We start from the raw sequence: 24919 nt of genomic DNA on the forward strand, positions 1-24919 counted from the left end.
TCGAGGTGGATGCGATCACCGTCCCACCGGGAGAGCGGGCGGGGAACCGGCATCCGCTTACCGAACCGTGACGGTCCGTGTCACCGTTTCGTAAGGCGTGACGAACCGAGGACAGACGCGGGATTCCGCGGACGCCGACGGCACGGCGGACCTATCCTGAGCGCATGGGGACCGAGGCGGCGACGAGCGAGCTCACCGATCGGCGCATCCTGCTCGTGGAGGACGACGAGACGGTGCGCGAGGTCGTCCGCACGTATCTCGAGGACGCCGGCTACATCGTCGACGAGGTCCCGGACGGGTTCAGCGCGATGGACCTCGTCGCGCGGCGGCTTCCCGACCTCATCGTGATGGATCGGATGCTGCCCGGCATCGACGGCGTGGAGGTCTGCCGGCGCATCCGTGCCGAGCACGACATCCCGGTCATCATGCTGACGGCCCTCGGCGCCACCGACGACCGCATCGACGGCCTCGAGGCGGGTGCCGACGACTACCTCACGAAGCCCTTCTCGCCGCGCGAGCTGGTGTTGCGCGTGACCTCGGTGCTGCGCCGCAGCCTCGCGGAGTACGCGCCGGAGGCGCCGTTCGACCTCGGTGCGTTCACCCTGCATCCTTCCGCCCGCTTCGTGCAGAAGGACGGCGTGCCGCTCGCGCTGTCGGCCCGGGAGTTCGACCTCTTCGCGTTCCTGCTGAAGCATCCCGACCGCGCCTTCACCCGCGAGGAGCTGCTCGGCGCCGTCTGGGGATGGAGCTACGGCGACCTGTCGACCGTCACCGTGACCATGCGGCGGCTGCGGGAGAAGGTCGAGGACGATCCGACGCATCCGCTCATCCTCCAGACCGTGTGGGGCGTCGGCTACCGTCTCGTGCCCGCGGCGGCCTCATCGCCGGGGGCGGCATGATCCGGCCCGGCGACCTCGGCGCGATCGTCGGCATCGCCCTGGTCTGCGGGCTCGTGGTCGGCGCGATCGGGCTCATCGCACTGCGGCTCGCGCGCCGTGCGCCGATGGCCGTGCAGGTGTCGATCGTCGTCCTCACGGGCACCCTCTCGGTCGCCGTCGGCATGGTCGCCGTCGCGCAGGCGATGTTCCTCTCCCCGCACGACCTCGTCGTGAGCCTGTGGGTCGCCGGCGTCGCCGCCCTGGTCTCGCTCGGCGTCGCCGCCGTGCTCGCGGTCACCTTCGTCCGGCAGGCGCGCCGGGTGCGCAGGCTCGCGGCCACGCTCGGCCACGTGCCCGTGGACGGCACGGTCGTGGCGATGGATGCCTCGGGCTCCGAGCTCGCCGCGGTCGCCGACGAACTGGCCCGCACGAGCCGCCGGCTGGAGGAGGCGCGCGCCGAGGTCGAGGCGATGGACCAGTCGCGCCGCGAGTTCATCGCGTGGATCTCACACGACCTGCGCACGCCGCTCGCGGGCCTGCGCGCCATGGCGGAGGCGCTCGAGGACGGGCTCGCCGATGATCCGCAGCGGTTCCACCGCCAGATGCGGGTGCAGGTCGACCACCTCTCGGACCTCGTCGACGACCTCTTCGAGCTGTCGAAGATCGAATCCGGCCGGCTCGTGCTCGCGATGGACACCGTCTCGCTGCACGACCTCGTGAGCGATGCGGTCGCGGAGCTGCGCGTGCTGGCCGAGGCCCGGCAGATCACGATCCGCGAGTCGCCGGATCAGGATGCATTGGTCCGCGGCGATGCGCGGGAGCTCGGCCGTGCCGTCTCGAATCTGCTGCTGAATGCGATCCAGTACTCGCCGCCGCAGACCTCGATCGCCGTGGAGACGGAGATCGACGCGGACGGCCGTGCGCTGCTGAGCGTCGTCGACCAGGGTGGGGGCATCCCGCCGAGCGATCTCGAGAACGTGTTCCGCGCCGGGTGGCGGGGCGCGCAGTCCCGGACTCCCGCTCCGCTCTGGGGACGCTCGAGCGGCGCCGGGCTCGGTCTCGCGATCGCCCGCGGGATCGCGGTCGCACACGACGGCGACCTGCGCGCGCGGAACGTCGACGGCGGGTGCCGGTTCGAGATGGTGCTGCCCCGCGCTGCGGCCTGAGAAGTCGTCTCCCCGCGCCGCCCCGCCGGTCGTACGATTCGGCCATGGATCAGCAGCGCTGGCAGAAAGCCATGGAATGGCCGCTCGTGGTGGCGGCCCTCGTCTTCCTCATCGCGTACGCGTGGGAGGTGATCGCCGATCTCCAGGGGACCGCCCTGATCCTGGCGGAGGTCGTCCAGGCGCTGACCTGGGCCCTGTTCCTCGTCGACTACAGCATGAACCTGTACCTCGCGCAGCCGCGCGGCGCGTGGTTCCGAAGTCATCTGTTCGACCTCGCCGTTGTGGTGCTGCCGATGCTGCGGCCGCTGCGTGCGCTCCGGTTCGTCACGCTGCTGCGCGTGCTCGATCGCACCGCCGGTACCGCGTTCCGCGGCCGTATCACCACCTATGTGGCCGGCGCCGTCTCGCTGCTGATCTTCGTGGCCGCGCTGGCGGTGCTGGATGCCGAGCGCCCGGCGCCAGGCGCCACCATCAAGACGCTGGGCGACGCCGTCTGGTGGGCCGTCGTCACCGTGACGACGGTCGGCTACGGCGACGAACTGCCGATCACGCCGCAGGGCCGGCTCATCGCGACGGCGCTGATGTTCTGCGGCATCGCCCTCCTCGGTATCGTCACCGCCACCTTCGCCGCGTGGATCATCGAGAAGATCGCCGTGCAGGATGCCGCGCAGCAGGCGGCGACCGTCGCGCACATCAAGGACCTGGAGGCCAAGATCGACGCGCTGCACGAGATGATCTCGACCCTCCGGCGGTGACCCGCGTCAGGCGGGTCGGCGGCGCATCCTGATCTCCCGCACGTCCATCTCGACCTTCGCCGACCCGTCGGGTGCGAATCCGTGGGTGCGGTAGAAGGCCTGGGCGCGCGGGTTCGGGTCGGCGACCCACAGGATGACGTCGTCCTCCGCGTCGAGGACGGCCTGTAGCAGGGCTCGGCCCGCCCCGGTGCCGTGGTGGGCGGCGAGCACATAGAGCAGGTACAGCTGCCACGCGGCATCCGCCGTCTCGGACGGACCGGACATCGCCACGCCGATGATCCGGCCGCCGGACTCGGCGACCGCGATGCGGTTGCGGTGCGGGTAGTCGGCGATCGCCCGCGTCCACATGCGCTCGCGGCGTTCCGCGAACCCGGGATCGTCGAGGAGTGAGTCGGGAAAGAGCCCGCGGTAGGTCTCGCGCCAGGACTGCACGTGCACCTGCGCCATCGCCGGCGCGTCCTCGGCGCGTGGTGCGCGCACCGTGAACGGCGGGTTGTCGAGGCCGAGTGCCGCCGCGGTGCGCGGTCCGATGCCCTGTGCGACGGCCTGATCGAGCTGCGCGACCGTGTCGACGTCACGGCGGAGGGTCGACGCATCCGGGATCGCCAGCGGGACGCAGCCGAGTGCGACGTGACGCGCGAACGAGCCCGCGCCGAACGCGGAGGCCCACGGCACACGGGCACCGGCGGTCACGAGCGTGGTGCCGCTGCCTTCGGCGTCCGCGACGACGGCCCGATCGACGGATGCCGCCTCCCGCAGCGCCGCGGCGAGATCCGCCGTCCGCAGCGCGGGCAGATCGCCGAGCAGGGCTGCGCGGTGTCCGTCTCCGTCGGCGCCCGCGGCGACTGCCGCATCGATCCCGCCGCCGGGGTCGTCGACGACCTGGGCGCCGAGCGCCGCGGCCTCGGCCGCGATCACCTCGTCCGAGGTCACGACGACGACCTGCGCCGCCTCTGCGGCGGCGGCGATCGTGTCCAGCGCGATCGCCCGCGCGAGCGCGGTGCGGCCGACGCCCGGCACCGAGAGCCGGGACTTGCCGTGGTCCGTGTGCTTGACCGGGATGACGACGGTCCACGCCGTCCGAGATTCAGTCTGCGTGTCGATTCCGGCACCTCGCCTTCGCCCCGGGCTGCGGCGCCGCGCGCCGACGCCCGCCGTCGAGACCGAATCCTGAACGCGGAGCCGACCTCACTCCCCGTACCTGTCGCGCAGGCGCGGCAGGATCTCCGCCCCGTACATCCGCAGGAACTCCGGCTGGTCGAAGCCGGGGTCGTGGAAGACGAGGTGCCGGAAGCCGAGATCGATGTACCGGCCGATCGCCTCGACATGCTCGTCGGGGTCGGTGGAGACGATGAACCTCGAGGCCACGCGCTCGATCGGCAGCTCCGCGGCGCGCCGCTGCATGTCGATCGGGTCGTGCACGTCGCGCTTCTCCTCGGCCGACAGTGCCAGCGGAGCCCAGAACCGCGTCTTCTCGAGGGCGACCTCGCGGTCGGGGTGGTACGAGACCTTGACCTCCATGAGCGTGTCGACGGCGTCGACCGCGCGTCCGGCCTTCTCGAGGCCGTCTTTGAGCGCCGGCAGCAGCGTGTCGGTGTAGAGGGACGGATCCTTGCCGCTCGTCGTGATGTAGCCGTCGGCGATGCGCCCCGCCAGACGCGTCGCGGCGGGGCCGGAGGCGCCGATGTAGATCGGCACCGGGATCTCGGGGCGGTCGTAGACCGTCGCATCCTTCACTGAGTAGTAGGTGCCCTCGAACGTGACGCGCTCGCCCTCCCACAGGGCGCGCATGAGCGCAGTGGACTCCTTCATGCGCTGGAAACGCTCCGGCGGCTCCGGCCAGTCGAGGCCGAGCGTGACCTCGTTGAGCGCCTCGCCGGTGCCGACGCCGAGGATGATCCGGCCGGGATACATCACGGCGAGGGTCGCGAAGGCCTGCGCGATGACGGCCGGGTGGTAGCGGAAGGTCGGGGTCAGCACCGACGTGCCGAGCAGCACGCGCGAGGTCCGCGCACCGACCGCGCCCAGCCAGGGAAGGGCAGCAGGCGCGTGACCGCCGTCGTGCATCCAGGGCTGGAAGTGGTCGGAGAGGAAGACCGAGTCGAATCCCATCTCCTCCGCGAGCACCGAGAACTCGATGAGCTCGTTCGGCCCGAATTGCTCGCTCGACGCCTTGTATCCGAACCGCAGCGGTTGCATCATGCGACCTCTCTCTGAAGGGGGCGTGGGGAGAATTCCGAGCCGTCGGCCCGCGCGAGGCGCTCGCGGAATGCCGTGACCGTCCCCGGCCACAGCAGGGTGAGCCGGCCCGAGCGCTCGTCGACATACCAGTTGCGGCATCCGCCGGTGATCCAGGGGGTGGATGCCGCGGCCCGGTCGATCTCGTCGGTGTAGGCCCGCTCGGCCGCGGGGTCGATGCGCAGCACGCCATCGAGGGTCGCCTCGTAGCGGAACGCGAGCGTGCGGGCGAGGTAGGCGGCCTGCTCCTCGATCATGAGCACCGACGAGTTGTGGCCGAGCGATGCGTTGGGTCCGTCGAGCACGAAGAGGTTCGGGAAGCCGCTCACCATCGTCGACGCGTAGGACGTCATGCCGTCCGACCAGTGCTGGGCCAGCGTGCGGCTCTGCCCGCGGACGAGCTCCGCGTAGGGCTGGCGGGTCGAGGCGAATCCGGTGGCGAAGACGATCGCGTCGACCTCGTGCCGGCGGCCCGAGGCCGCGACGAGCGTTCCGCCCTCGACGGATGCGAGCGCCGAGGCCTCGAGTGTCACCGCGTCCGATGCGACGGCGGGGTAGAAGTCGTCGCTCAGGAGCACGCGCTTGCACCCGAAGGCGTAGTCGGGGGTGAGGCTCGCGCGCAGGGCGGGGTCGTCCACCTGGTCACGCAGGTGGCTCAGGGCGACGTCGCGGGCGGCGGTGGATGCCGCGGCATCCCCCGATCGTGAGGCGAATCGTGCCTCGCCCTCGGTGAACAGGTCGTCGCGGAGGGCTGCGAGAAGCTCGGGGCGCTCGCGGAACCGGCGGCGCTCGGCGGTCGTGTAGGGCCGGGCGCCGCGCGGGACGATCCACGCCGCGCTGCGCTGGAACAGCGTGACCCGGGATGTGCGGGCGAGCTCGGGCACGAGCTGGACGGCGCTGGCGCCGGTGCCGACGACCGCGATCCGGGCGCCGTCGAGGTCGACATCGTGCCGCCAGCGGGAGGAGTGGAAGACGGGTCCGTCCCACCCCTCGAGCCCGGGGACGTCAGGGATGCGCGGCTCGGTGAGTCGTCCGCAGGCGAGGACGAGGGCGTCGGCGGTGACGTCGATCGGATGCGGTCCTCCGATGCGGATGCGCCACACCCCCCACTCGTCGTCCCAGGCGGCGTCGGTCAGGGGGCTGTCGAGCCGGGGATCGATGCCCTCGTCGTCGGCGACGCGCTCCAGGTACGCGTGGATCTCGGGGCCGGTCGCGTAGACGCCGGACCAGTCCGGGTTCGGGTGCGACGCGAAACCGTAGAGGTGGCTGGGGATGTCGCACGCGACCCCGGGGTACGTGTTGTCGCGCCACGTGCCGCCGAGGGATGCCGCGCGTTCGACGACGAGAACGTCGTCGATGCCGGAGCTCCTCAGCGCCATGGTCGCGGCGAGGCCGGCGAAGCCGGCGCCCACCACCACCACCTCGTGGTGTGCGAGGGTCATCGCGCGACCCATTGATAGTCCGTCGTGCGGAGGCGGAACGGCCGGAACATCCGCGCCGCGAGGGCGGCGGCATCCTTCACCGGCAGCTCCCGGCCGTGCTCGATGCCGGCCTCCGGCTTCACGCGGCCGTCGAGGAGCACGCCTCCGAGGTCGTCGCCCCCCGAGCGCAGCAGGACACCCGAGGCGTCGAGCCCGAGCCGGGTCCACGGGATCTGGATGTGGGGGATCGACCCGCTGAGCATGAGCCGCGAGACGGCGACCATCGCGCGGTGCTCGTCGATGGGCGCGCGGCCGGTGACGAGGGGGACGCCGCCTGCCGGTCCGGGGAGGGGGATCGGCACGAACTCCGCGAACCCGCGGGTCTCGGACTGGATGCGGAGCATCAGGCGCAGGTGCGCGATGCGCTCGGACGCGGTCTCGACGTGCCCGTAGAAGATGACGCTCGTGGAGCGGAAGCCCGCGCGATGCGCGGCGGTGATCCCCTCGACCCACCGGTCGATCTCGAGGTCGCCCGGCGCGACGAGCCGCCGGACCCGCTCGCTGAGCACCTTCACCCCTGTCCCGGGGACCGTGTCGACGCCGGCCTGGCGGAGGGCTGCGAGCGCGGCGTCGAGGCCGAGTCCGCCGCGGTCCGCGAGATCCCACACGTCCTGCGGGCGATAGGCGTGCAGGTGCAGCCCGGGAACGGCGGCTCGCGCGGCCCGCACGATCTCGACATAGGCGGACGGGTCTTCGGATGCGGGCAGCCTGCCCTGCACGCACAGCTCGGTGGCGCCGAGGTCTGCGGCATCCCTCGCGATCGCCCCGACGTCGTCGAGCGTGAAGGTCGCGGGGTCGCCGTCGGGGGCGGCTCGGTAGCCGCTGGAGGTGAGGTTGCGGTTGACGACGAGCGTGACCGCCTCGCCGACCGTGTACCGCCGGACGTCGTCGGCCGTCGCCGCGAGGGCGTCGAGGTCGTCGCCGGAGGACTCGAGCAGGCTGACCCACTCGGCGTCGTCGAGGGATGCCGGCTCGGCGGCGGCCCGCTCGACGAGCCGCTGCGATTCTCCCCCTGTCCCGCCCACGTGCTCGCGCCGGTGTGCCGAACCCTCGCTCGATGAACGTGGAACCGGTGCGGGTTCGGCGATCGGATGCGGGTTCGCGGAGTTGCCGGCGAGGCCGTCGTCCCCCGCCATGCCCGTCACCCGGGCCCGCAGCCCGGGGTCGATCCACGTGTCTGCGGCCAGCACGAACGGCGGCTGCGCCGTCAGACGCTCGCGCAGCTCGAAGCCGAGCTCCGCCGTCTTCGTCGCGAGGTCGTCGAGGTGCGGCCAGGGGCGCTCGGGGTTCACGTGGTCGGCGGTCAGGGGCGAGACGCCGCCCCAGTCGTCGGCGCCGGCGCGGACGAGGAGCTCGAGCTCGGTCGGGTCCGAGAGGTTCGGCGGCACCTGGATGCGCATGTCCGGCCCCATGACGAGCCGGGCGACCGCGACCGCGGCGACGTACTCGAGGGTCTCGGCATCCGCCGCCCCGCGCATCGCCGTGTGATCCTTGGCGCGGAAGTTCTGGACGATGACCTCCTGGACATGCCCGTACCGCTCGTGCGCGTCGCGGATCGCGACGAGCGACTCCGCGCGATCGCGCACCGTCTCGCCGATGCCGATGAGCACGCCGGTCGTGAACGGGATGCGGGCGCGACCGGCATCCTCGATCACGGCGAGGCGGACCGCGGGATCCTTGTCGGGCGATCCGTAGTGCACCTGCCCGGGCTCTTCGAACAGGCGCCGCGAGGTGGTCTCGAGCATCATGCCCATCGAGGGCGCCGTCGGGCGGAGGGCGACGAGCTCGTCGTATGACATCACGCCGGGGTTGAGGTGCGCGAGGAGCCCCGTCTCGGCCGTGATGAGCCGCGCCATGGCGCCGACGTAGTCGAGCGTCGAGGTGAAGCCGTGCTCGTCGAGCCACGCACGGGCCTCGGGCCAGCGCTCCTCCGGGCGGTCGCCCAGGGTGAGGAGGGCCTCCTTGCAGCCGAGGGCGGCACCCTGACGTGCGACGGAGAGCACCTGCTCCGCCGTCATGTAGACCGGCTTGTGGAGCTTCCGCAGCTGTGCGGGCGTGTCGACGAAGATGCAGTAGTGGCAGCGGTCACGGCACAGCGTGGTCAGCGGGATGAAGACCTTGCGCGAGTACGTGATCACACCGGGACGGCCGGATGCTGCGGCCCCCGCATCCCTCATCTTCGATGCGATGGCGAGCAGGCGCTCCCGCTGGTCGCCGTGCGCACCGAGCAGGACCTCGGCGTCGTCGATGTCGATCCGTTCGCCGCGGGCGGCGGCATCCAGAGCCGTTTCGATGTCGCTGTCGATGCGGTCCACGTCGGCGAACAGGGTCACCACCCCAGTCTTGCACCGCGTGGAGTGGACACGGGTCGGAGGCCGATCCACGATCGTTGCCGCTCTGTGAGCAAACCGGACGCCCGGCCGGGGGGTGCGCTGGCAGACTAGGGGCATGGTCACGCTGCTGCTCGATTCCGCGCAGCTGGAGGTCGTGCTGTCTCGCACCGAGCGGGCGGTCGCGTTCCGTCGCCGGAATATCTCGATCGAACGGTCGACGATCGCGAAGGTGCAGCTGACGGATGACGCGTGGACGTGGCTGCGGGGCGTCCCCGACCCGGGCACCTACCTGCCCGTGGCGCTGGCTGCAGGATCGTGGAAGTCAGCCGGAGGGCGCGACTTCGTGCTTCTGCGCGGGCGCAAGCCGAGTGTCGTCATCGACCTCGAGGGCCACCCCGAGTTCCAGCGGATCATGCTGACGACGCGCCACGGCATCTCGCTCGTACAGGCGCTGCGGCTCGACACCGGCGACCTCGGCGACGAGCCGGCCGACGTGGCTGAGCTCGTCGCGGAGTGAGCGCACTCAGCTGACGTCGCGGCGCCAGCTCGCCAGGTAGCCGAGCACCAGGAAGACGACGGCGTAGCCGAGGAGCACGAGCCCGCCGGCCCACCACTCGAGCGGGTGACCGGCCGCGAGCTGCGACGCGCCGGGGCTGGCGAGGGCCGAGTTGTAGATGCTCTGCCCGACCAGCGTGTCGCTCGCGGCTCCCGGGAAGAAGCGGGTGACATCCGACAGTCCTGTGACGAAGGATGCCGCGACCCGCGCGATCGGCTCGACGAACTGTGTGAAAGCGAGCACGATGACGATCGCGGCGACCTGGTTGCGCACGAGGGTGCCGACGCCGATGCCGATGAGCGCCCACACGACGAAGGCCAGCACGATGCGGCCGAGGAGGGCCCACGTGTCGGTCTCGCCGAGCTTCGTGTCGATGCCGAAGCCCGTGAGCACGCCCGCGGCCGGACCGACGGTGGAGATCACCGCGAACACCGCGTACAGGGCCCCGAGCAGGATGCCGACGAGCACCTTCGCGGTCAGCACCCGCCCCCGCCGGGGCGTCGCGAGAAACGTCGGGGTCAGCGTCTTGTGGCGGAACTCCGCCGTCACCATGAGGGTGCCGATGAGGAGCGGGAAGACGTATCCGATCGATGCGGCGAGGCTGTACAGCAGCGGGACGATCGTGTCGGCGGGAAGCCGCGGCGTGTTCGCTCCCGAGAGCTTGCCGGCGGCGGATGCGGCGAGCACGGCGCCGAGGCCCGCCGCGGTGCTTCCCACGTAGACGACGAGCACGAGTGCGAGCACCCACCACGCGGTCGTGGAGAACTGCTTCGTGACCTCGGACCGGCTGGCTGCGCCCAGGCTCATCGCTCGGCCCCTTCTTCCTCGTGGTGGCGTGCATCGCCAGGGTGTTCGGAGTCGTCCTGCGGCGGACTGTCGGAGTCGGCGGCCTCGGCCGGGATGTCAGTGTCGGCGGGCTCCAGGGAGGTGTCGGTGTCGGCCGGCTCGGGGGAGGTGTCCGGGTCGGCCGGCTCCAGGGAGGTGTCCGGCTCGGCGGGCTCCGCGGGGATGTCGGGGTCGGCGGGCTCGGCGGGCTCGGGGGAGGTGTCCGGATTGTCGGGGTCAGTGGGCTCGGGGGAGGTGTCGGGGTCGGCCTGGTTCGACAAGGTGCCACGGTCGAAGGCGGCGAAGAACGCGTCCGCGGCGAGATCGGACTCGGTCCGCTCGTCCTCGCCCGCGTGTGCGGAGTGGGTCACGTAGGCCGACTCGATGTCCTCCGACAGCTCGTCGTCATCCTCCAGCTCGTCGTCGTCGACGGGAGGAAGCGATGCGGGGACGATGTCGATGACACCGGTGCCCGCCACCGCGAAGGCGGGCCGGGACGCGGGTTCGGGCTCCGACTCCGGCTGGGGAGACGACGATGGTTCGTTCGGGCCTGGGTCGTCGGCGTCTCCGATCGCCGCGGCCGCTCCGACGAGACCAGCCGTTCCCGGAGCATCCACGGCAGGCGCTGGCTCGGAATCGGCAGCCTGGGCGGTGCCGTCCTCCGCCGAACCTGCTGACACCACCGCATCCGCGTGGACGGGGGATGCGTCGAATCCGGCCTCCTCGTCCAGGGTCGCGGCTGCGACCGCGACCGCGGGCGCGACCACACCTCCGTCCGCGACGGCCGGCTCGTCGGCTGTCTCCGTGTCGTCTGCCACGGCAGTCGCAGACTCAACGGACTCGGCCGGAGCGGGCTCGGCCGCGGCAGGTTCGGCGGGAGCGGGCTCGGCCGCATCCACCGTCGTCGCACGATCCTGGTAACCCGCATCCGCGCTCGGGTGCACGCGCACGCCGCTGACGAGCTCGAGGAAGACCTCCTCGAGAGCCGGCCCGCGACGTTGCAGAGCTGTGAGCGGGATGCCGGCCGCGGCCGCGACGAGCCCGACCTGCGCGGGATCGGCGGTGCGCACCGTCACGCCCGACCGCAGGACCTCCGACGCGATCCCGGCCTCGCGCAGGGCGGCGACGAGTCCCTCGCGGTCACCCGAATCGACGATCGTCATCTGCTCGGCGGGATCCACGAGGTCCGAGATCGCGCCGTTGAACACCCGCCGTCCCTCCGCGAGGATCAGCACGGCATCCGCCGTCTGCTGCACCTCGGCCAGCAGGTGCGAGGAGACGAGAACCGTGCGCCCCTCGCGCGCGAGCTGCTGCAGGAAGCCGCGCAGCCATTTGATGCCCTCCGGGTCGAGCCCGTTCGCGGGCTCGTCGAGGACGAGGACGCCCGGGTCGCCGAGCAGCGCGTAGGCGAGGCCGAGGCGCTGGCGCATCCCGAGCGAATAGCCGCCGACCTTGCGGCCGGCGGCGTCCGCGAGACCGACGAGCCCGAGCGTCTCGTCGATGCGCGACCGTGAGAGGGCCGCAGCCTCTGCGTAGATCTTGAGGTGATTCGCGCCGGTGCGTCCGGGATGGAAGCTGGATGCTTCGAGCACCGCCCCCACCGTCTGCAGCGGCTTCTTGAGCTTCGCGTAGGGTGCCCCGCCGATGGTGGCGGTGCCGGAGGTGGGGCGGACGAGTCCGAGGAGCATGCGCAGAGTCGTCGTCTTACCCGCGCCGTTAGGCCCGAGGAATCCGGTGACCGCACCGGGCTCGACTCTCGCCGTCAGGTCGGAGACCGCCTGCACAGAGCCGAACCGTTTGGTGAGATGCGAGAACTCCAGCACCTGTCCTTCGGGCATGCGGCACCTCTCCGTCGTCGCGGGCGTTCCCCCTATCCTGCCGGAAAAGCACCGCGTCGACAGGCTGATTCGCGCATGCCGAACGACCTCTCCCGCACACCTTCTCGACATCGTTCCGAGGAACCGGCCGTGCCCTCCGAGCCGGTCCGACCCGGGCTGCTCGCCCAGCCGGGGTGACGCCCGCGCACAGCACCCGGCGGTAGCGTTGCGTCGTGACCGACGACGAACCGACGGTCCTCGTCCGCGCCCGCGCAGGACTTGGCCGCATCACCCTCAACCGCCCCCGGGCGATCAACGCGCTGGACGTCGACATGCTGCGCGCGATCGGAACCGCGCTCGAGGAGTGGCGCAACGACCCGTCCGTGGATGTCGTCCTGCTCGACGGCGCCGGCGACCGCGGGTTCTGCGCGGGCGGAGACGTCCGCAGCCTCCGCGAGAAGATCCTCGGCGGGCACGCGGATGCGACGGGCGAGTTCTTCCGCGTCGAGTACGCCGTGAATGACCTCATCGCCGAGTATCCGAAGCCCGTCGTCGCCTTCGCCGACGGGGTCACCATGGGCGGCGGCATCGGCCTCGCGGGCCATGCATCCATCCGTGTCGTCACCGAGCGCTCGCGCCTCGCGATGCCGGAGACCCGCATCGGCCTCACGCCCGATGTCGGCGGCAGCTGGCTGCTCGCCCACGCGCCCGGCCGTCTCGGCGAGTACCTGGCCCTGACGGGAGCGGTGATGGATGCCGCGGACGCGATCTACGCGGGCCTCGCCGACACGCTCGTCCCCTCCGAGAACCTGCCGGCGTTCCTGGACGCCCTCGAGACGCGCGCCGACCCGGGCACGTCCGAGCTCGTGCTCCTGTTCGACGAGACGCCGGAGCGCTCGAAGCTCGAGGTCGCCCGCGCATGGATCGACGACGCCTTCTCCGCCGACACGGTCGCCGAGATCGTGGAGCGGCTGCGCGCGCGACCGGAGGCCGAGGCATCCGCCGCCGTCGACATGCTCGCCGAGCTGTCGCCCACGTCGCTCGCCGTCACCCTCGGTGCGATCCGCAGCGCGCGCGAGCTCCCGGATCTCCGCGCGGCGCTCGCACAGGAGTACGGCCTCGTGCTGTGGTTCGCCCACACGCAGCCCGACCTCGCCGAGGGCATCCGGGCGCAGCTCGTCGACAAGGACCGCTCCCCGCGCTGGCAGCCGTCGACGAACGCGGAGGTCGCGCCGGACATCGCCGCTTCCGCTCTCGCGTACGTCCCGCACGTGCCGCTGTGGGCACCGACCGACCGGTCGCGGGTGCCCGCGGAAGGCTGACATGTTCGACAGTCCCCTCTCGGCCTCGGCGTACGAGGTCCTCGGCGTGGCGTCCGACGTCGACGACGAGGCGCTCCGCAAGGCGTACCGCCTGCGCCTGCGCGTGACGCATCCCGACACCGGGGGCGACGCCGCCCTGTTCGTCCAGGTGCAGCTCGCATGGGAGCTCGTCGGCACACCGGAGGCGCGCGCCGCCTACGATCGCGGGCACGGCTTCGGGGCTGCCGCGGCACCGGAGTGGAGTGGATGGCGCGCCCCTGCGGCCCGCCCCGACACCCGACCCCGTGCGCGCTCGTTCGGCCAGCCCGGCGGGTGGCGGCGGGAGCGGTACCTCACTCTTATCCGGGAGTGGGCCGGCCGCGGCGTGGAGCTCCGGGACCCGTACGACCCCGCGATCGTCCGCACCGCACCGTTCGAGGTGCGGCGACTGCTCGCCGATGCGCTGGCCGAGGAGGCGACCGCGCGGACCGTCGGCGACCTCGGCATCGGGTACACCGTCTGGCACGACGTCGCCACCGACGGCGGGGCCGAGGACAAGCTCGACCACGTCGTGCTCGGCCCGAGCGGCCTCTACGCCGTGATGTCGGAGGACTTCGGCGGTCCTGTCGGATTCCGCCGCGGCGAGATCGTCGGCCCCGCCGTCGCCGGTGCGCCGGTGACGCGCCTGCTCAGTCGCGCCCGGTACATCGCCCGCGCGGCGCGTGTGAGGTTCACTGCGGCGCTCGTCGTCCTGCCCGACGAGGATCTGCCCCAGGCCATCACCGAGCTCGGACGCATCCGCGGGGTCCCGGTCACGGTCGTGAGCCGGTCTGGCCTGTCGACGGCCCTGCGACGTGGTGTCACCGGCGGACGCGACATCGGCGGGAACGAGCTGTTCGACGTGCGCACGCGCCTTCAGGCGACCGTCCGCTTCGTGTAGCGGGTGGCCTCAGTTCGCGCCGACCAGCACGAGCGGGTGCGTGAGCCGCCACCAGAGGCTCGGACCCTCCAGGTCCGACGTGAGCACGACATCCGAGGTCGCCTTGTCCACCGGACCGGTGACGCTCAGCGTCCCGACCTTGTCGCCCTTGGCGGTCGCATCCTTCAGAGCGAACTCCGTCGCGACCGTGCCCTGGGCTCCGTTCCAGAGCACGACGTCCGCATCTGATGTCGTCACGACCGGAACGGTCTCACCCCACTTCGTCGTGATCGTTCCGACCTTCGTACCCTTGGGCACGGATGCGAACGGCGTCAGCTCCTTCTGCAGCTCGCCGAAGAGAGCGTTCGTCGCCGCGATGCGCGCCTTGTCGTCGGCTTGTCCCAGCGTCGTCGCGTACAGGCGCACCTTCGTGTCGCCGACGGTCACGTCCTTCGCGGCGAGGAGGTCGTACGAGTCCAGCGTGCCGGTCTTGATGCCGACGACCCCGGGCTCGCCCAGCAGCTCGTTCGTGTTCTGCACCAGCCCCGCGCCGGGGAGTGTGACCGACTTGGTCCCGACGATCTCGGCGATCACCGGGTTGGCCATCGCGAGCCTGCCGAGGGGGATGAGGGATGCGGGGTCCGCCTTGTTGAGCTTGCTGATGCCCGTCGGTCCGACCAGCTGGATGCCGTTCAGACCGTTCTGTCCGAGCCACACGTTCGCTGCGGCGGCGAAGTCCGAGTCGTCGGCCCAGATCGACCCGGCGAGCTTCGCCGCGTAATTGCCGGCCGACCCGATGAGCATGCCCTGCAGCAGCTGATACTCGCTCATCGAGCTGCCGACGGGAACCTTGAGGACTGACTCGCCCGCGTTCAGCATGCGACGGTAGGTCGCGGCATCCGCCGAGGTCATCCGGTAGGACGGGCCCTGCTCGCCCACCTTCAGCGGCTTCTTGTCGAGCACCATGAGCGCCGTCACGACCTTGGTGATGCTCGCGATCGCTGTCGCGCTCTGCGTCGAGGCCAATGGTGCGCCGAAGCCGTCCACCGCGACGGCGGCGCTCCCCTGCGTGGGCCAGGCCGGCGCCGAAGCCGCGGCCGTGGCGCCTTCGACGGTCACGGGCGAGACCTGAGGCTGGATCGCATCCAGCGGCCAGGCGACGGCGGCACCGACGTAGGCGAGCACGAGGAACAGCACGACCACGATCGGCAGCATCGTGACGGGGCGCAGTGCGGAGCGGTGTGGACGCTTCGCCAGCAGGTCGGCGTCGGGGTCGGCCAGCCAGCCGGTCGAGGTCGAGCGGCCCGAGGCGAAGGCACCCTCGTCGACCCAGGCGAGGGCCGTCGACGAGACCGCGGGAACGGTCGCCGACGTCCTCGATACGGTCGGCGGCGCGAGCAACGGCATCGTCGAGGCCGTGGCATCCCCATTCACACCCGCGGAAGTCACGACCCAAAGTTACCGTGACGCGCGAGTTATACTCTCTCCACACACACGGGAGCCCCCATCGGGCTGAGAGGAAGCACCCGGCTTCGACCGTCGAACCTGATCTGGATAATGCCAGCGCAGGGAGGAGAGGAATATGCACGCGTCCGCGCCTGCCGAAACGTCCGCCGCCACCGCCCGTCCCGGGCGACTCCGCTGGAGAGTCGTCGACATCGTCGTCGCCTCCGTGCTCGGAGTCGCGATCGGGCTGATCTTCTGGGCGTGGAACACCATCGGCTATGCCTGGTTCACCGCGATGGATGCGCTCACCCCGGGCCTCGGCGGCATCGCCGTCGGAATCTGGCTGCTCGGTGGGGTGATGGGCGGCCTCGTGATCCGCAAGCCCGGAGCGGCGATCCTGGTCGAGGTGATCGCATCCGTCGTGTCGATGCTCATCGGCAACGTGTGGGGCGTCTCGACAGTCTTCGAGGGCTTCGTGCAGGGGGTGGGCGCGGAGCTCGTCTTCGCGATCTTCCTGTATGCACGGTTCACGCTGCCGGTCTCGATGCTGGCCGGGGCCGTCGCCGGTGTCGGCTCGTGGGTCTTCGAGCTCTTCTACGGCCCCGCCGCGAACATCCAGAAGTCGCTCGAGTTCAACCTCATCTACCTCGGCACGATCCTCGTCTCGGGCGCGCTGCTGGCGGGCCTCGTCGGCTGGCTGCTGGTCCGGGCGCTCGCCGCCACCGGGGCGCTCAGCCGCTTCGCCGCCGGGCGGGAAGCGCGTCGCGAGGTCTGACATGACCCGCATCCCTGCGGGAAGGAACGGTGCCGCCGGCATCACCGCGGAGGGCTGGGGCTGGCGGTACGCCGGCCGCCGCGCGCCCGCTGTCCGCGATGTCTCCTTCACCGTCGAGCCCGGCGAGCGGGTGCTGCTGCTCGGAGCCTCCGGCTCCGGGAAGTCCACCCTGCTCGCCGGCATCGCGGGCCTCCTCGGCGGCGCCGACGAGGGCGAGGAGACCGGTGTCCTGCTCGTCGACGGCGAGCGGCCCGAGTCCCACCGGGGGAGAGTGGGCCTCGTCCTCCAGGACCCCGACACCGGGATCGTCCTGTCCAAGGTGGGGGACGACGTCGCGTTCGGATGCGAGAACCTCGGGGTGCCGGCATCCGAGATCCCCGCTCGCGTCGCCGAGGCGCTCGACGCGGTCGGCCTCGATGTGCCCCCTTCCCGCGCGACCAACGCCCTGTCGGGGGGACAGAAGCAGCGCCTCGCGATCGCGGGAGTGCTCGCCATGCGGCCCGGAGTGCTGCTGCTCGACGAGCCGACGGCGAACCTCGACCCGGACGGCGTCCGCGAGGTCCGGTACGCGGTCGAGCACGCGCTGGGCGAATCCGGCGCGACCCTGATGGTCATCGAGCACCGCACGGAGGCTTGGGTCGACCTGATGACGCGGGTCATCGTGCTGGACGCCGACGGCGGCCTCCTCGCCGACGGCGCCCCCGAGACCGTGTTCGCGCGGCACGGCGCGGCGCTGGCGGCCGCGGGGGTGTGGGTGCCGGGGCAGGCGATCGAGCTGCCGGTGCTCGAGCCCGTCCAGGTGGGGAGGGATGCCGTGCTCTCCGCCCGCGACCTCGCCATCAGCCGCGACGGCCGGACCCTCGTCCGCAGCGGCATCGATCTCACGATCCCCCGCGCGGCGGCCACCGTCGTGACGGGGCCGAACGGCGTCGGGAAGTCCACCCTCGCGCTGACCCTCGCGGGGCTGCGGCCCGAGGCGGCGGGCGCGCTCGAATCCGCGCCCGAGCTCGCCGGCCGCTCCGGGCGCAGGCCCATCCGCTGGACGTCCCGCGAGCTGCTCACGCGCATCGGCACCGTGTTCCAGGAGCCCGAGCACCAATTCCTCACGCAGACGGTCCGCGACGAGCTCGCCGTTGGTCCGCGCGCACTCAAGCTCCCTGTGGCCGAGGTCGAACGCATCGTCGACGAGCTGCTCGAGCGTCTGCACCTCGCCCCGCTGGCTCTGGCAAACCCGTTCACCCTGTCCGGCGGGCAGAAGCGGCGGCTGTCCGTCGCGACCGTGCTCGCCGCATCCCCTCCCGTCGTCGTCCTCGACGAGCCGACCTTCGGCCAGGACCGCACCGGGTGGATCGAACTCGTGCGCCTCCTGCAGGACGAGATCGCCCGCGGCACATCGATCGTCGCCGTGTCCCACGACAGCGGGGTCGTCCGCCACCTCGGCGGCCGGCAGGTCGCCTTCGCACCCGAGGCGGTGGTCCGCGCATGACTGTGGTCGAAGCTCCTGCGCGACGCGCCTGGCTCGACGGGGTCAACCCGGTCACGAAGGTCCTGGCGGCGCTCATCCTCGCCGTCCCGCTGATGGCCTCGATCGACGTCACCAGCGCGGCGCTCGTCATCCTGCTCGAGCTGCTCTGCCTCCCGCTCACCGGCCTTGCTCCGGCGGCCGTCGCGCGCCGCATCCTTCCCATCGTGGTGTTCGCGCCCATCGCCGGAGTCAGCATGCTGCTCTACGCGCAGCCGGCCGGCGAGATCTACTGGAGCTTCGGCTACGCCACCATCAGCAGCGGCTCGATCGTCCTCGCGATCGCCGTCAGCCTGCGCGTCTTCGCGCTCGCACTGCCGACGATCCTCCTGTTCGGACGCACGGATCCCACCGAGCTCGCGGACGGCCTCGCCCAGGTCGCGCATCTGCCCAGCCGCTTCGTGCTCGGAGTGCTCGCCGGTGCCCGCACCCTCGGGCTGTTCCTGGACGACTGGCGCATGATGGGCCTCGCGCGGCGCGCGCGCGGCGTCGGCGATCGCGGGGTCATCCGCCGGTTCTTCTCCATGGCCTTCGTGCTGCTGGTGTTCGCGGTCCGACGCGGCACGAAGCTCGCCACCGCAATGGAGGCCCGCGGGTTCGGATCCGGCATCCCGCGCACGTGGGCGAGGGAGTCCACGGTGGGGCCCCGGGATGCGGTCGCCCTCGCCGGTGCGGTCGCGATCATCGTCATCGCGCTGAGCGTCGCGATCGCCCTCGGGACCTTCCGCTTCGTCTGGAGCTGACGGCACCTGGCAGGCGATCCGGGCCGCGTACGCATCCGTGTCCTGGATACTGTCGAAGCATGAACGGCGAGGAAGCCCCTGGTACAGCGGCTGCTGCCGTACCGTCGCGGCACATCCTTCGCCAGCCGGCGTTCGCCCACTTCTGGAGCGCGACGACGATCCGTGCATTCGGCGGCGCGATCGCCGGGGTCGCCTTCCAGGTGCTCATCGTCACGGTCGTGAACGCGACTCCGGTGCAGATCAGCATCCTGAGCGCGCTCAGCGTGGTGCCGTATCTCTTCTTCGGTTTGATCATCGGCGCGCTGATGGATCGCTGGCGTCGGCAGCGCACTCTGGTGCTCACCACCATCGGCCGTGCGGTGACCCTCGCCGCGATCCCCGTGCTCCTGCTCCTGGATGCGCTCGGATTCTGGTCGTTGGCTGCGGTCACCCTCGTGCTCGGAGTGCTCACTCTGTTCGCGGATTCCGCGGCGCAGCCCCTGCTGCCGCGCATCGTCCCCCGAGGTTCGCTCGTGACGGCGAATGCACGGCTCGGTCAGAGCCAGACCGTCGCCGAGACCGCAGGGCCGGCAATCGGCGGCGCATTGTTCAGCCTGATCGGCGCACCGGTCCTGTTCATGTTCGAGGCAGTCATCAACGCCGTGGCCGCGTTCCTCCAATCGCGGATCAAGGTCGTCGAGCCCAAGGCGGAGCCTCGCGCCGCGGGTCGGCACGTCGGGCACGACATCGCCGAGGGCATGCGGTACACCTATCAGCACCCGACGCTGCGACCACTCGCGCTCTCGGTGCACGTCTGGTTCCTCGGGAACAGCATCGTGTCGACCGTCTTCGCCGTCTTCGTTCTGCGTGAGCTCGCGCTTCCGTCCTGGGCGTTCGGCGTTGCTCTGGCGCTCGGAGGGGTGGGCGGGTTCGTCGGAGCGATGATCGCGCCCGGCGTCGGTTCCCGGCTCGGAGCAGGACGGGCGATCCTGCTCGGCCGCGCCCTCGTCGTCGTCCCGTGGGTCATCCTCGCGCTGGCGCCGCTCACCGCCGACAGCGGCGTCGCTGTCGTGCTGGTCGTCGTCTCGGCTACGCAATTCCTTTACTGCCTCGCCATGGGCATCGAAGACGTCAACGACATCTCCTACCGTCAGGCCGTTGCGCCCGACGGCATCCAGGGACGCATGAACGCCACGATCCGAACCGTCAACCGCGTCGTGTTCTTCTTCGGTGCCCTGCTGACGGGGCTCCTCATGACGCTCCTCGGCTACACCCTGACGATCGGGATCGGTGCTTGCATCTTCGCCATCGCCGCGCTCGTGATCGTGTTCTCGCCACTGCGCGAGGCCCGGCACGAGGGTGTCTCGACCTGATCGACGACGTCAGCCACCGAACTGCGGCCGAGGTCGGCGCTCCCGTCCTCGGCGGGCCACGCCCTGACTGTGCGCGCAGAGGGATCGTCGCGCCGCTTGTCGATCGTCGATCCGCGGATGGCCGACCAAGACAAGTGCGCCGGAGTCGCCACGTTCGATATGCACGGCCGTGAATCCGACGCGCGCGATGATCGGCGACGACTTCCGAACTCGTCGAAGCCCGGGCTTGCGATGACTCATGCGATCCCGGACCCCAGGAGGTGGTTGCTGAAGTCGCGGATGTCGGGCATGTCTCCGAACGTCCGGGCGAGCTGAAGAGCCGCCGCATAGTCTGCGTCGGCGACCTCCGCGACGCTTTCCAGAGCGATTCCGGCCGGGCCTTCGAGCCCGATGATCGTCACGTTTCGAAGACCAGCGGTCGTCATTTCCTCCCGCAGCTCCTGTGGCGTGTGGAAATGACCGCCGGGGAACCCGAGCGAGGCAACCGGTGCCCCGTGTCTCAGCAAGCCCAGCCACGCATCAAGCGAGGCGTCGAGGAGGTCCGGATCGAGGGCAGCTGCGGCGAAAGCCGACATCCGGGGGATCGCTGCGGCGTGCACGAATCCGCCGGGTCGGCATACCCGGCGCGCCTCACTCAGCGCTTGCAGGCGTTCGTCGCGACCGGCCAGGTGGTAGAGGGGCCCCGCCATGAGGACTGCATCGAACGAGTCCTCCGGAAAGTCGAGTCGTCGGGCGTCTCCGATCGCAGCGGTGAATGTTCCGATACGGGCAGCCGCGGCGACCTGACTCTCCACCGGGTCGATCAATACGACCTGATAGCCACTGCGTGCCAGCGCTGCCGCGTGGACGCCGGTGGCTCCTCCGATATCCAGCACTCGGGCCGGGGCAGGGGTCGCGTTTCGGACGACTTCCTGCGTGCGCTCGAACTCGAGTCGTCCTTGGGCAGACCGTGTCGTCAGCCGCGCACTCTCGTCAAAGGCCTCGCCGTAGTACCTCTGTATCGCAGCGTCGATCCCGTCCTGATCCATACCTCATCATTCCGTACCGGACCCGCCGTTCCATCCGATCAGAGTCGTGGTCCGCAGCCCACCCGCCGAGTCAGACCCGGTCAGTCAGATCGCATTCCAGAGGTCGCGGTAGTAGGCGAGGCGCTCGCGGTCGGGCGCGATGCCGTACGCCTCGATGAGGGCGTCGGACCAGCCCGGCCCGTAGTTCCACTCCGTGCTCATGGATGCGACGGCGATATCGGCCCAGCGATCGGCGACGCCGAGCGCCCCGAGGTCGACGTGCGCCGTCCACCGGCCGCGGTCGTCGAGGAGCGTGTTGGGGCAGCAGGCATCCCCGTGGCACACGACGAGGTGGTCGATCGCGGGCGGCTCGCGCAGCGAATCGGGGATCAGGATGCCGCGGCCCTCGGCATGCCGGATCCGCGACTCGACGCTCCAGTCGAACGGGCAGTCGTCCACCGGCAGCGCGTCGTGTAGGGCGCGAAGACCCTCGCCGACGGCCCGCACCGCGAGGGCGGGCACAGCGATCCATCCCGGCGCGACCGCCGACTCGCCTCGGATCGCCGCGGTCACGAGCCACTCGTGCTCGTGATCGCCGCCGACTTCGAGCACCCTCGGCACGGGAGTGAACGCCCGCGCCCATTCGAGCCGTTGCACCTCGTCGATCACCGAGGTCTCCGCGTTGTACGGCTGCCACTTGACGTAGCGGCCATCGCCGATGCGGAACGTCCTCCCGCCGAGCTCGTTGAGCCACACGGCATCCACCGCTGCGTCTCCGGCCAGCTCGCGCACCGTGGCCGGCACGGCGAACGGTTCGATCGGGATGGTCACGCGGCCGTCGCCTCGGGGTTCACGAGTGCGTCGCGCAGCAGCACCGCATGGTTGTGCTCGGCGTCGTGCACGCTGTGCAGGAGGGTCACGACGTCATGCGCCTTCAGGTCGTCGCGCAGCCGCGGGACCGCGGGGTTCCCGGCGAGTTCTGCGCGGTAGGCGGCGGCGAAGGCGTCCCACGACATGCCGTCGTGGTGGAACGCCTTACGCAGCTCCGTCGAGGGCGCCACCTCCTTGGCCCAGAGGTCGAGGGCGGCCCGCTCCTTCGAGAGGCCCCGCGGCCACAGTCGGTCGACGAGGACGCGGAATCCGTCGGAGGCTGAGACATCGTCGTACACGCGCTCGATCCGGATCTCCACACACTCCAGTGAACACCCATCGGTAGCCTGGTGGGGATCGGATGCGGTCGGCGGTGACACCGAGTCTCGCCTAGACTGACACCCGATTCCAACACCATCGGTTCGAAGGAGAGCGCATGGACATCGCAGGAGCCGCGGCCCTCGTCACGGGCGGTGCGAGCGGGCTCGGCAGGGCCACCGCCGAGCGTCTCGCGGCCGCGGGCGCCCGGGTGACGATCGTCGACCTCCCCTCCTCGGTGGGCTTCGAGGTCGCCGGCGAACTGGGCGGCATCTGGGCCCCCGCCGACGTCACCAGCCCCGAGGAGGTCGCACTCGCGGTCGACGCCGCATCCACCGCCGGTCCCCTCCGTGTCGTCGTGAACTGCGCGGGCATCGCGCCACCCGCGAAGGTCCTGGATCGCGACGGCAAGCCGTCGTCGCTCGCGGACTTCGAGCGGATCATCCGTATCAACCTCGTCGGCACGTTCAACGTCATCTCGCAGGCCGCCGCCTACATGGCGCGCACCGAGCCGACCGAGGACGGCGACCGCGGGGTCATCGTCAACACGGCGAGCGTGGCGGCCTTCGACGGGCAGATCGGCCAGCCGGCCTACTCGGCGAGCAAGGGCGGCGTGCACGCCATGACCCTGCCGATCGCCCGCGAGCTCGCGCGCTACGGCATCCGTGTCTGCACGATCGCCCCCGGCATCATGGAGACGCCGATGCTCATGGGCCTGCCGCAGGCCGCGCAGGACTCGCTCGGCCAGCAGGTGCCGCATCCGGCCCGCCTCGGCAGGCCCGACGAGTACGCCCGCATGGTCATGTCGATCGTCGACAACGGCTACCTCAACGGCGAGACGATCCGTCTCGACGGAGCGATCCGGATGGCACCCCGATGAGCGATTCGATCCTCCTGGACATCGAGGGCGGCCTCGCCCGCGTCACCTTCAACCGACCCGCCTTCCTCAACGCGATGGACTTCGAGATGGGCCAGCGGTGGCGCGAGGTGGCGCGCCAGGTCACGTCCGACCCGTCCGTCGGCGCCGTGATCCTGGATGCCGCGGGCCCCGCCTTCTGCGCCGGCGGGGACGTCCTCGCGATGGCGACGTCGGGCGCCTCGGGCGCGGACGTCACGGCGGCGGCGCACACGATCCACGACGGGATCGCGGCGTTCGTGCACTCGGACAAGCCGATCGTGGCCGCCGTTCAGGGCGCGGTCGCCGGCGGAGGCCTCGGGCTCATGCTCTCTGCGGACTACATCGTCGCCGCCGACTCGGCGCGGTTCGTGAGCAAGTACGCCAACATCGGCCTGACGCCCGACCTCGGCGTGTCGACGCTGCTGGCTGCGGCGATCGGCCAGCGGCGCGCGCTCCAGCTGCTGCTGAAGGACCGCACGATCGACGCCGCGACGGCCCTCGAGTGGGCGCTCGTCTCCGAGGTCGTGCCGGGGGCCGAGCTCGCGGACCGGGCGGAGGCTGTCGCGCGGTTCTGGCTCGCTAACGCCACGGCGGCGTTCGGCCAGGCCAAGCGCCTCGTCCGCTCCGGAGCCGACCGCACCCTCGCCGCGAACCTCGACGACGAGGCCGCGACGATCGGCGCCCGGTTCGAGACCGACGAGGCCCGTGCGCGCATCGCCGCGTTCGCCGCAGCATCCGCCAAGTCCGCCCGCGGCGAGAGCGCATGATCTCGCCGAATGCACACGATCGCCGCGAGCGCAGCGTGTGGTCGCGGCGAGGACGCACGTTCTCGGAACACCCAGCAGAAAGGTCGGCCCCATGACCGCAGGCCCCCTGGCAGGCAAGACGATCCTGATGTCCGGCGGCAGCCGCGGCATCGGCCTCGCGATCGCGCTGCGCGCTGCGCGCGACGGCGCCAACGTCGCGATCCTCGCGAAGACCGACACCCCCCACCCGAAGCTCGAGGGGACGGTGCACACGGCGGCTCAGCAGATCCGGGATGCCGGCGGCAACGCCCTCGCGATCGTCGGCGACGTCCGCGAGGACGACGACATCACGCGGGCCGTGCTCGAGACCAAGGGCGAGTTCGGCGGCATCGACATCGTCGTCAACAACGCCTCGGTGATCGACCTCTCGGGCTCGCTGGACCTCGCCGCGAAGAAGTACGACCTCATGCAGGACGTCAACGTCCGCGGCACGTTCATGCTCAGCCGCGCAGCGCTGCCTGTGCTGAGAGAGGCGCCGAACCCGCACATCCTGTCGCTGTCGCCGCCGCTCAACATCACGCCGCGGTGGCTCGGCGCGCACACCGGCTACACGCTGGCGAAGTTCGGCATGACGATGGTGACCCTCGGCATCGCCGCGGAGTTCGCCCGCGACGGGGTCGCCGCGAACACCCTGTGGCCGCGGACCACGATCGCGACCGCCGCGGTGCAGTTCGCGCTCGGCGGCGATCGGATGATGAACGTCAGCCGCACGCCGGAGATCTACGCCGACGCCGCGTACGAGGTGCTGCAGCAGCCCGCGCGCGAGTACACCGGGCAGACGCTGATCGTCGAGGACGTGCTGGAGGCGGCCGGGATCACCGACTTCTCGGGCTACGCCGCCGTGCCGGGCACGCCGGACGACCAGCTGTTCCCGGACATCTTCCTCTAGGAGCCGGGGCGCACCGGCTCGGAG

At 71.2% G+C, this 24919-nt stretch carries 23 protein-coding genes and 1 riboswitch; of the genes, 13 read left to right on the top strand and 10 right to left on the bottom strand.

Features of this window, described 5'->3' with window-relative positions:
* The first annotated feature begins 164 nt into the window (after positions 1 to 164).
* The 3 genes from AC0NZN_RS07800 to AC0NZN_RS07810 are packed head-to-tail and all read left to right on the top strand — an operon-like array spanning position 165 to position 2799.
* Positions 165 to 899 carry a response regulator transcription factor gene (locus AC0NZN_RS07800; RefSeq protein WP_474591719.1) on the top strand — a complete coding sequence of 245 codons (735 nt, stop codon included), beginning with the start codon at positions 165 to 167 and terminating at the stop codon, positions 897 to 899.
* Positions 896 to 2044 carry a sensor histidine kinase gene (locus AC0NZN_RS07805; RefSeq protein WP_474591720.1) on the top strand — a complete coding sequence of 383 codons (1149 nt, stop codon included), beginning with the start codon at positions 896 to 898 and terminating at the stop codon, positions 2042 to 2044. The genes AC0NZN_RS07800 and AC0NZN_RS07805 overlap by 4 nt, the downstream gene beginning before the upstream one ends.
* Before the next feature lie 44 nt (positions 2045 to 2088).
* Entirely contained in the window at positions 2089 to 2799 is a 711-nt protein-coding gene (locus AC0NZN_RS07810) for a potassium channel family protein (protein WP_474591721.1), read from the top strand.
* Between the two features lie 6 nt (positions 2800 to 2805).
* On the opposite strand, the gene AC0NZN_RS07815 is transcribed toward AC0NZN_RS07810, so the two are convergent.
* From AC0NZN_RS07815 to cofG, 4 genes are all read right to left on the bottom strand, one after another.
* Positions 2806 to 3819 (bottom strand): GNAT family N-acetyltransferase, encoded by a 1014-nt coding sequence (locus tag AC0NZN_RS07815; RefSeq protein ID WP_474591722.1) that lies wholly within the window; start codon positions 3817 to 3819, stop codon positions 2806 to 2808.
* Between the two features lie 168 nt (positions 3820 to 3987).
* Positions 3988 to 5001: a glucose-6-phosphate dehydrogenase (coenzyme-F420) gene (gene fgd, locus AC0NZN_RS07820; RefSeq protein ID WP_474591723.1), complete on the bottom strand. Its 1014-nt coding sequence runs from the start codon at positions 4999 to 5001 to the stop codon at positions 3988 to 3990.
* Positions 4998 to 6479 carry a flavin-containing monooxygenase gene (locus tag AC0NZN_RS07825; protein ID WP_474591724.1) on the bottom strand — a complete coding sequence of 494 codons (1482 nt, stop codon included), beginning with the start codon at positions 6477 to 6479 and terminating at the stop codon, positions 4998 to 5000. The genes fgd and AC0NZN_RS07825 overlap by 4 nt, the downstream gene beginning before the upstream one ends.
* Positions 6476 to 8851 carry a 7,8-didemethyl-8-hydroxy-5-deazariboflavin synthase CofG gene (gene cofG, locus AC0NZN_RS07830; RefSeq protein WP_474591725.1) on the bottom strand — a complete coding sequence of 792 codons (2376 nt, stop codon included), beginning with the start codon at positions 8849 to 8851 and terminating at the stop codon, positions 6476 to 6478. The genes AC0NZN_RS07825 and cofG overlap by 4 nt, the downstream gene beginning before the upstream one ends.
* Before the next feature lie 115 nt (positions 8852 to 8966).
* On the opposite strand from cofG, the gene AC0NZN_RS07835 reads away from it, so the two are divergent.
* Positions 8967 to 9368, top strand: coding sequence for a hypothetical protein (locus AC0NZN_RS07835; protein WP_474591726.1), 402 nt, complete (start codon positions 8967 to 8969; stop codon positions 9366 to 9368).
* A 6-nt stretch (positions 9369 to 9374) separates the two neighbouring features.
* On the opposite strand, the gene AC0NZN_RS07840 is transcribed toward AC0NZN_RS07835, so the two are convergent.
* Entirely contained in the window at positions 9375 to 10214 is an 840-nt protein-coding gene (locus tag AC0NZN_RS07840; RefSeq protein ID WP_474591727.1) for an ABC-2 transporter permease, read from the bottom strand.
* Positions 10211 to 12070, bottom strand: a complete 1860-nt coding sequence (locus AC0NZN_RS07845) for an ABC transporter ATP-binding protein (RefSeq protein ID WP_474591728.1) — start codon at positions 12068 to 12070, stop codon at positions 10211 to 10213. Before AC0NZN_RS07845 ends, AC0NZN_RS07840 begins: the two co-directional genes overlap by 4 nt.
* Positions 12071 to 12282: 212 nt before the next feature.
* Here AC0NZN_RS07845 and AC0NZN_RS07850 point away from each other — a divergent pair, with 212 nt between their 5' ends.
* Complete coding sequence (locus AC0NZN_RS07850; RefSeq protein ID WP_474591729.1) at positions 12283 to 13371, top strand: enoyl-CoA hydratase/isomerase family protein; 1089 nt, start codon at positions 12283 to 12285, stop codon at positions 13369 to 13371.
* 1 nt (position 13372) lies between these two features.
* The gene (locus AC0NZN_RS07855) at positions 13373 to 14290 is read left to right on the top strand and encodes a J domain-containing protein (RefSeq protein ID WP_474591730.1); all 918 of its coding nucleotides are present in this window, start codon (positions 13373 to 13375) and stop codon (positions 14288 to 14290) included.
* 9 nt (positions 14291 to 14299) lie between these two features.
* Here the strand turns inward: AC0NZN_RS07855 and AC0NZN_RS07860 are convergent, their stop codons facing one another.
* A complete protein-coding gene (locus AC0NZN_RS07860) occupies positions 14300 to 15718 on the bottom strand; it encodes a D-alanyl-D-alanine carboxypeptidase (protein ID WP_474591731.1) in 1419 nt (472 codons plus the stop codon).
* 35 nt (positions 15719 to 15753) lie between these two features.
* Positions 15754 to 15859, top strand: a riboswitch (TPP riboswitch).
* Between AC0NZN_RS07860 and AC0NZN_RS07865 the strand changes: the two genes are divergently transcribed.
* The 4 genes from AC0NZN_RS07865 to AC0NZN_RS07880 all read left to right on the top strand — a co-directional run bounded on the left by AC0NZN_RS07865 (position 15852) and on the right by AC0NZN_RS07880 (position 20107).
* On the top strand, positions 15852 to 16490 hold the full coding sequence (locus AC0NZN_RS07865) for an ECF transporter S component (protein ID WP_474591732.1): 639 nt from the start codon (positions 15852 to 15854) through the stop codon (positions 16488 to 16490). (Overlaps the previous riboswitch by 8 nt.)
* Before the next feature lies 1 nt (position 16491).
* Positions 16492 to 17976: an ABC transporter ATP-binding protein gene (locus AC0NZN_RS07870; protein ID WP_474591733.1), complete on the top strand. Its 1485-nt coding sequence runs from the start codon at positions 16492 to 16494 to the stop codon at positions 17974 to 17976.
* Positions 17973 to 18755, top strand: coding sequence for an energy-coupling factor transporter transmembrane component T family protein (locus tag AC0NZN_RS07875; protein ID WP_474591734.1), 783 nt, complete (start codon positions 17973 to 17975; stop codon positions 18753 to 18755). The genes AC0NZN_RS07870 and AC0NZN_RS07875 overlap by 4 nt, the downstream gene beginning before the upstream one ends.
* Before the next feature lie 59 nt (positions 18756 to 18814).
* A complete protein-coding gene (locus tag AC0NZN_RS07880; protein WP_474591735.1) occupies positions 18815 to 20107 on the top strand; it encodes an MFS transporter in 1293 nt (430 codons plus the stop codon).
* Between the two features lie 236 nt (positions 20108 to 20343).
* Here the strand turns inward: AC0NZN_RS07880 and AC0NZN_RS07885 are convergent, their stop codons facing one another.
* From AC0NZN_RS07885 to AC0NZN_RS07895, 3 genes are all read right to left on the bottom strand, one after another.
* Positions 20344 to 21135: a class I SAM-dependent methyltransferase gene (locus AC0NZN_RS07885; protein WP_474591736.1), complete on the bottom strand. Its 792-nt coding sequence runs from the start codon at positions 21133 to 21135 to the stop codon at positions 20344 to 20346.
* An 84-nt stretch (positions 21136 to 21219) separates the two neighbouring features.
* Entirely contained in the window at positions 21220 to 21945 is a 726-nt protein-coding gene (locus AC0NZN_RS07890; RefSeq protein ID WP_474591737.1) for a phosphotransferase, read from the bottom strand.
* On the bottom strand, positions 21942 to 22304 hold the full coding sequence (locus AC0NZN_RS07895; protein ID WP_474591738.1) for a DUF488 domain-containing protein: 363 nt from the start codon (positions 22302 to 22304) through the stop codon (positions 21942 to 21944). Before AC0NZN_RS07895 ends, AC0NZN_RS07890 begins: the two co-directional genes overlap by 4 nt.
* A 116-nt stretch (positions 22305 to 22420) precedes the next feature.
* Between AC0NZN_RS07895 and AC0NZN_RS07900 the strand changes: the two genes are divergently transcribed.
* The 3 genes from AC0NZN_RS07900 to AC0NZN_RS07910 all read left to right on the top strand — a co-directional run bounded on the left by AC0NZN_RS07900 (position 22421) and on the right by AC0NZN_RS07910 (position 24895).
* On the top strand, positions 22421 to 23182 hold the full coding sequence (locus AC0NZN_RS07900; RefSeq protein ID WP_474591739.1) for a 3-hydroxyacyl-CoA dehydrogenase: 762 nt from the start codon (positions 22421 to 22423) through the stop codon (positions 23180 to 23182).
* Positions 23179 to 23967, top strand: coding sequence for an enoyl-CoA hydratase/isomerase family protein (locus AC0NZN_RS07905; RefSeq protein WP_474591740.1), 789 nt, complete (start codon positions 23179 to 23181; stop codon positions 23965 to 23967). The genes AC0NZN_RS07900 and AC0NZN_RS07905 overlap by 4 nt, the downstream gene beginning before the upstream one ends.
* Before the next feature lie 91 nt (positions 23968 to 24058).
* Positions 24059 to 24895 carry an SDR family oxidoreductase gene (locus AC0NZN_RS07910; protein WP_474591741.1) on the top strand — a complete coding sequence of 279 codons (837 nt, stop codon included), beginning with the start codon at positions 24059 to 24061 and terminating at the stop codon, positions 24893 to 24895.
* The last annotated feature ends 24 nt before the right edge of the window (positions 24896 to 24919 follow it).

It is taken from the genome of Microbacterium sp. sgz311019 (genome assembly GCF_056135325.1).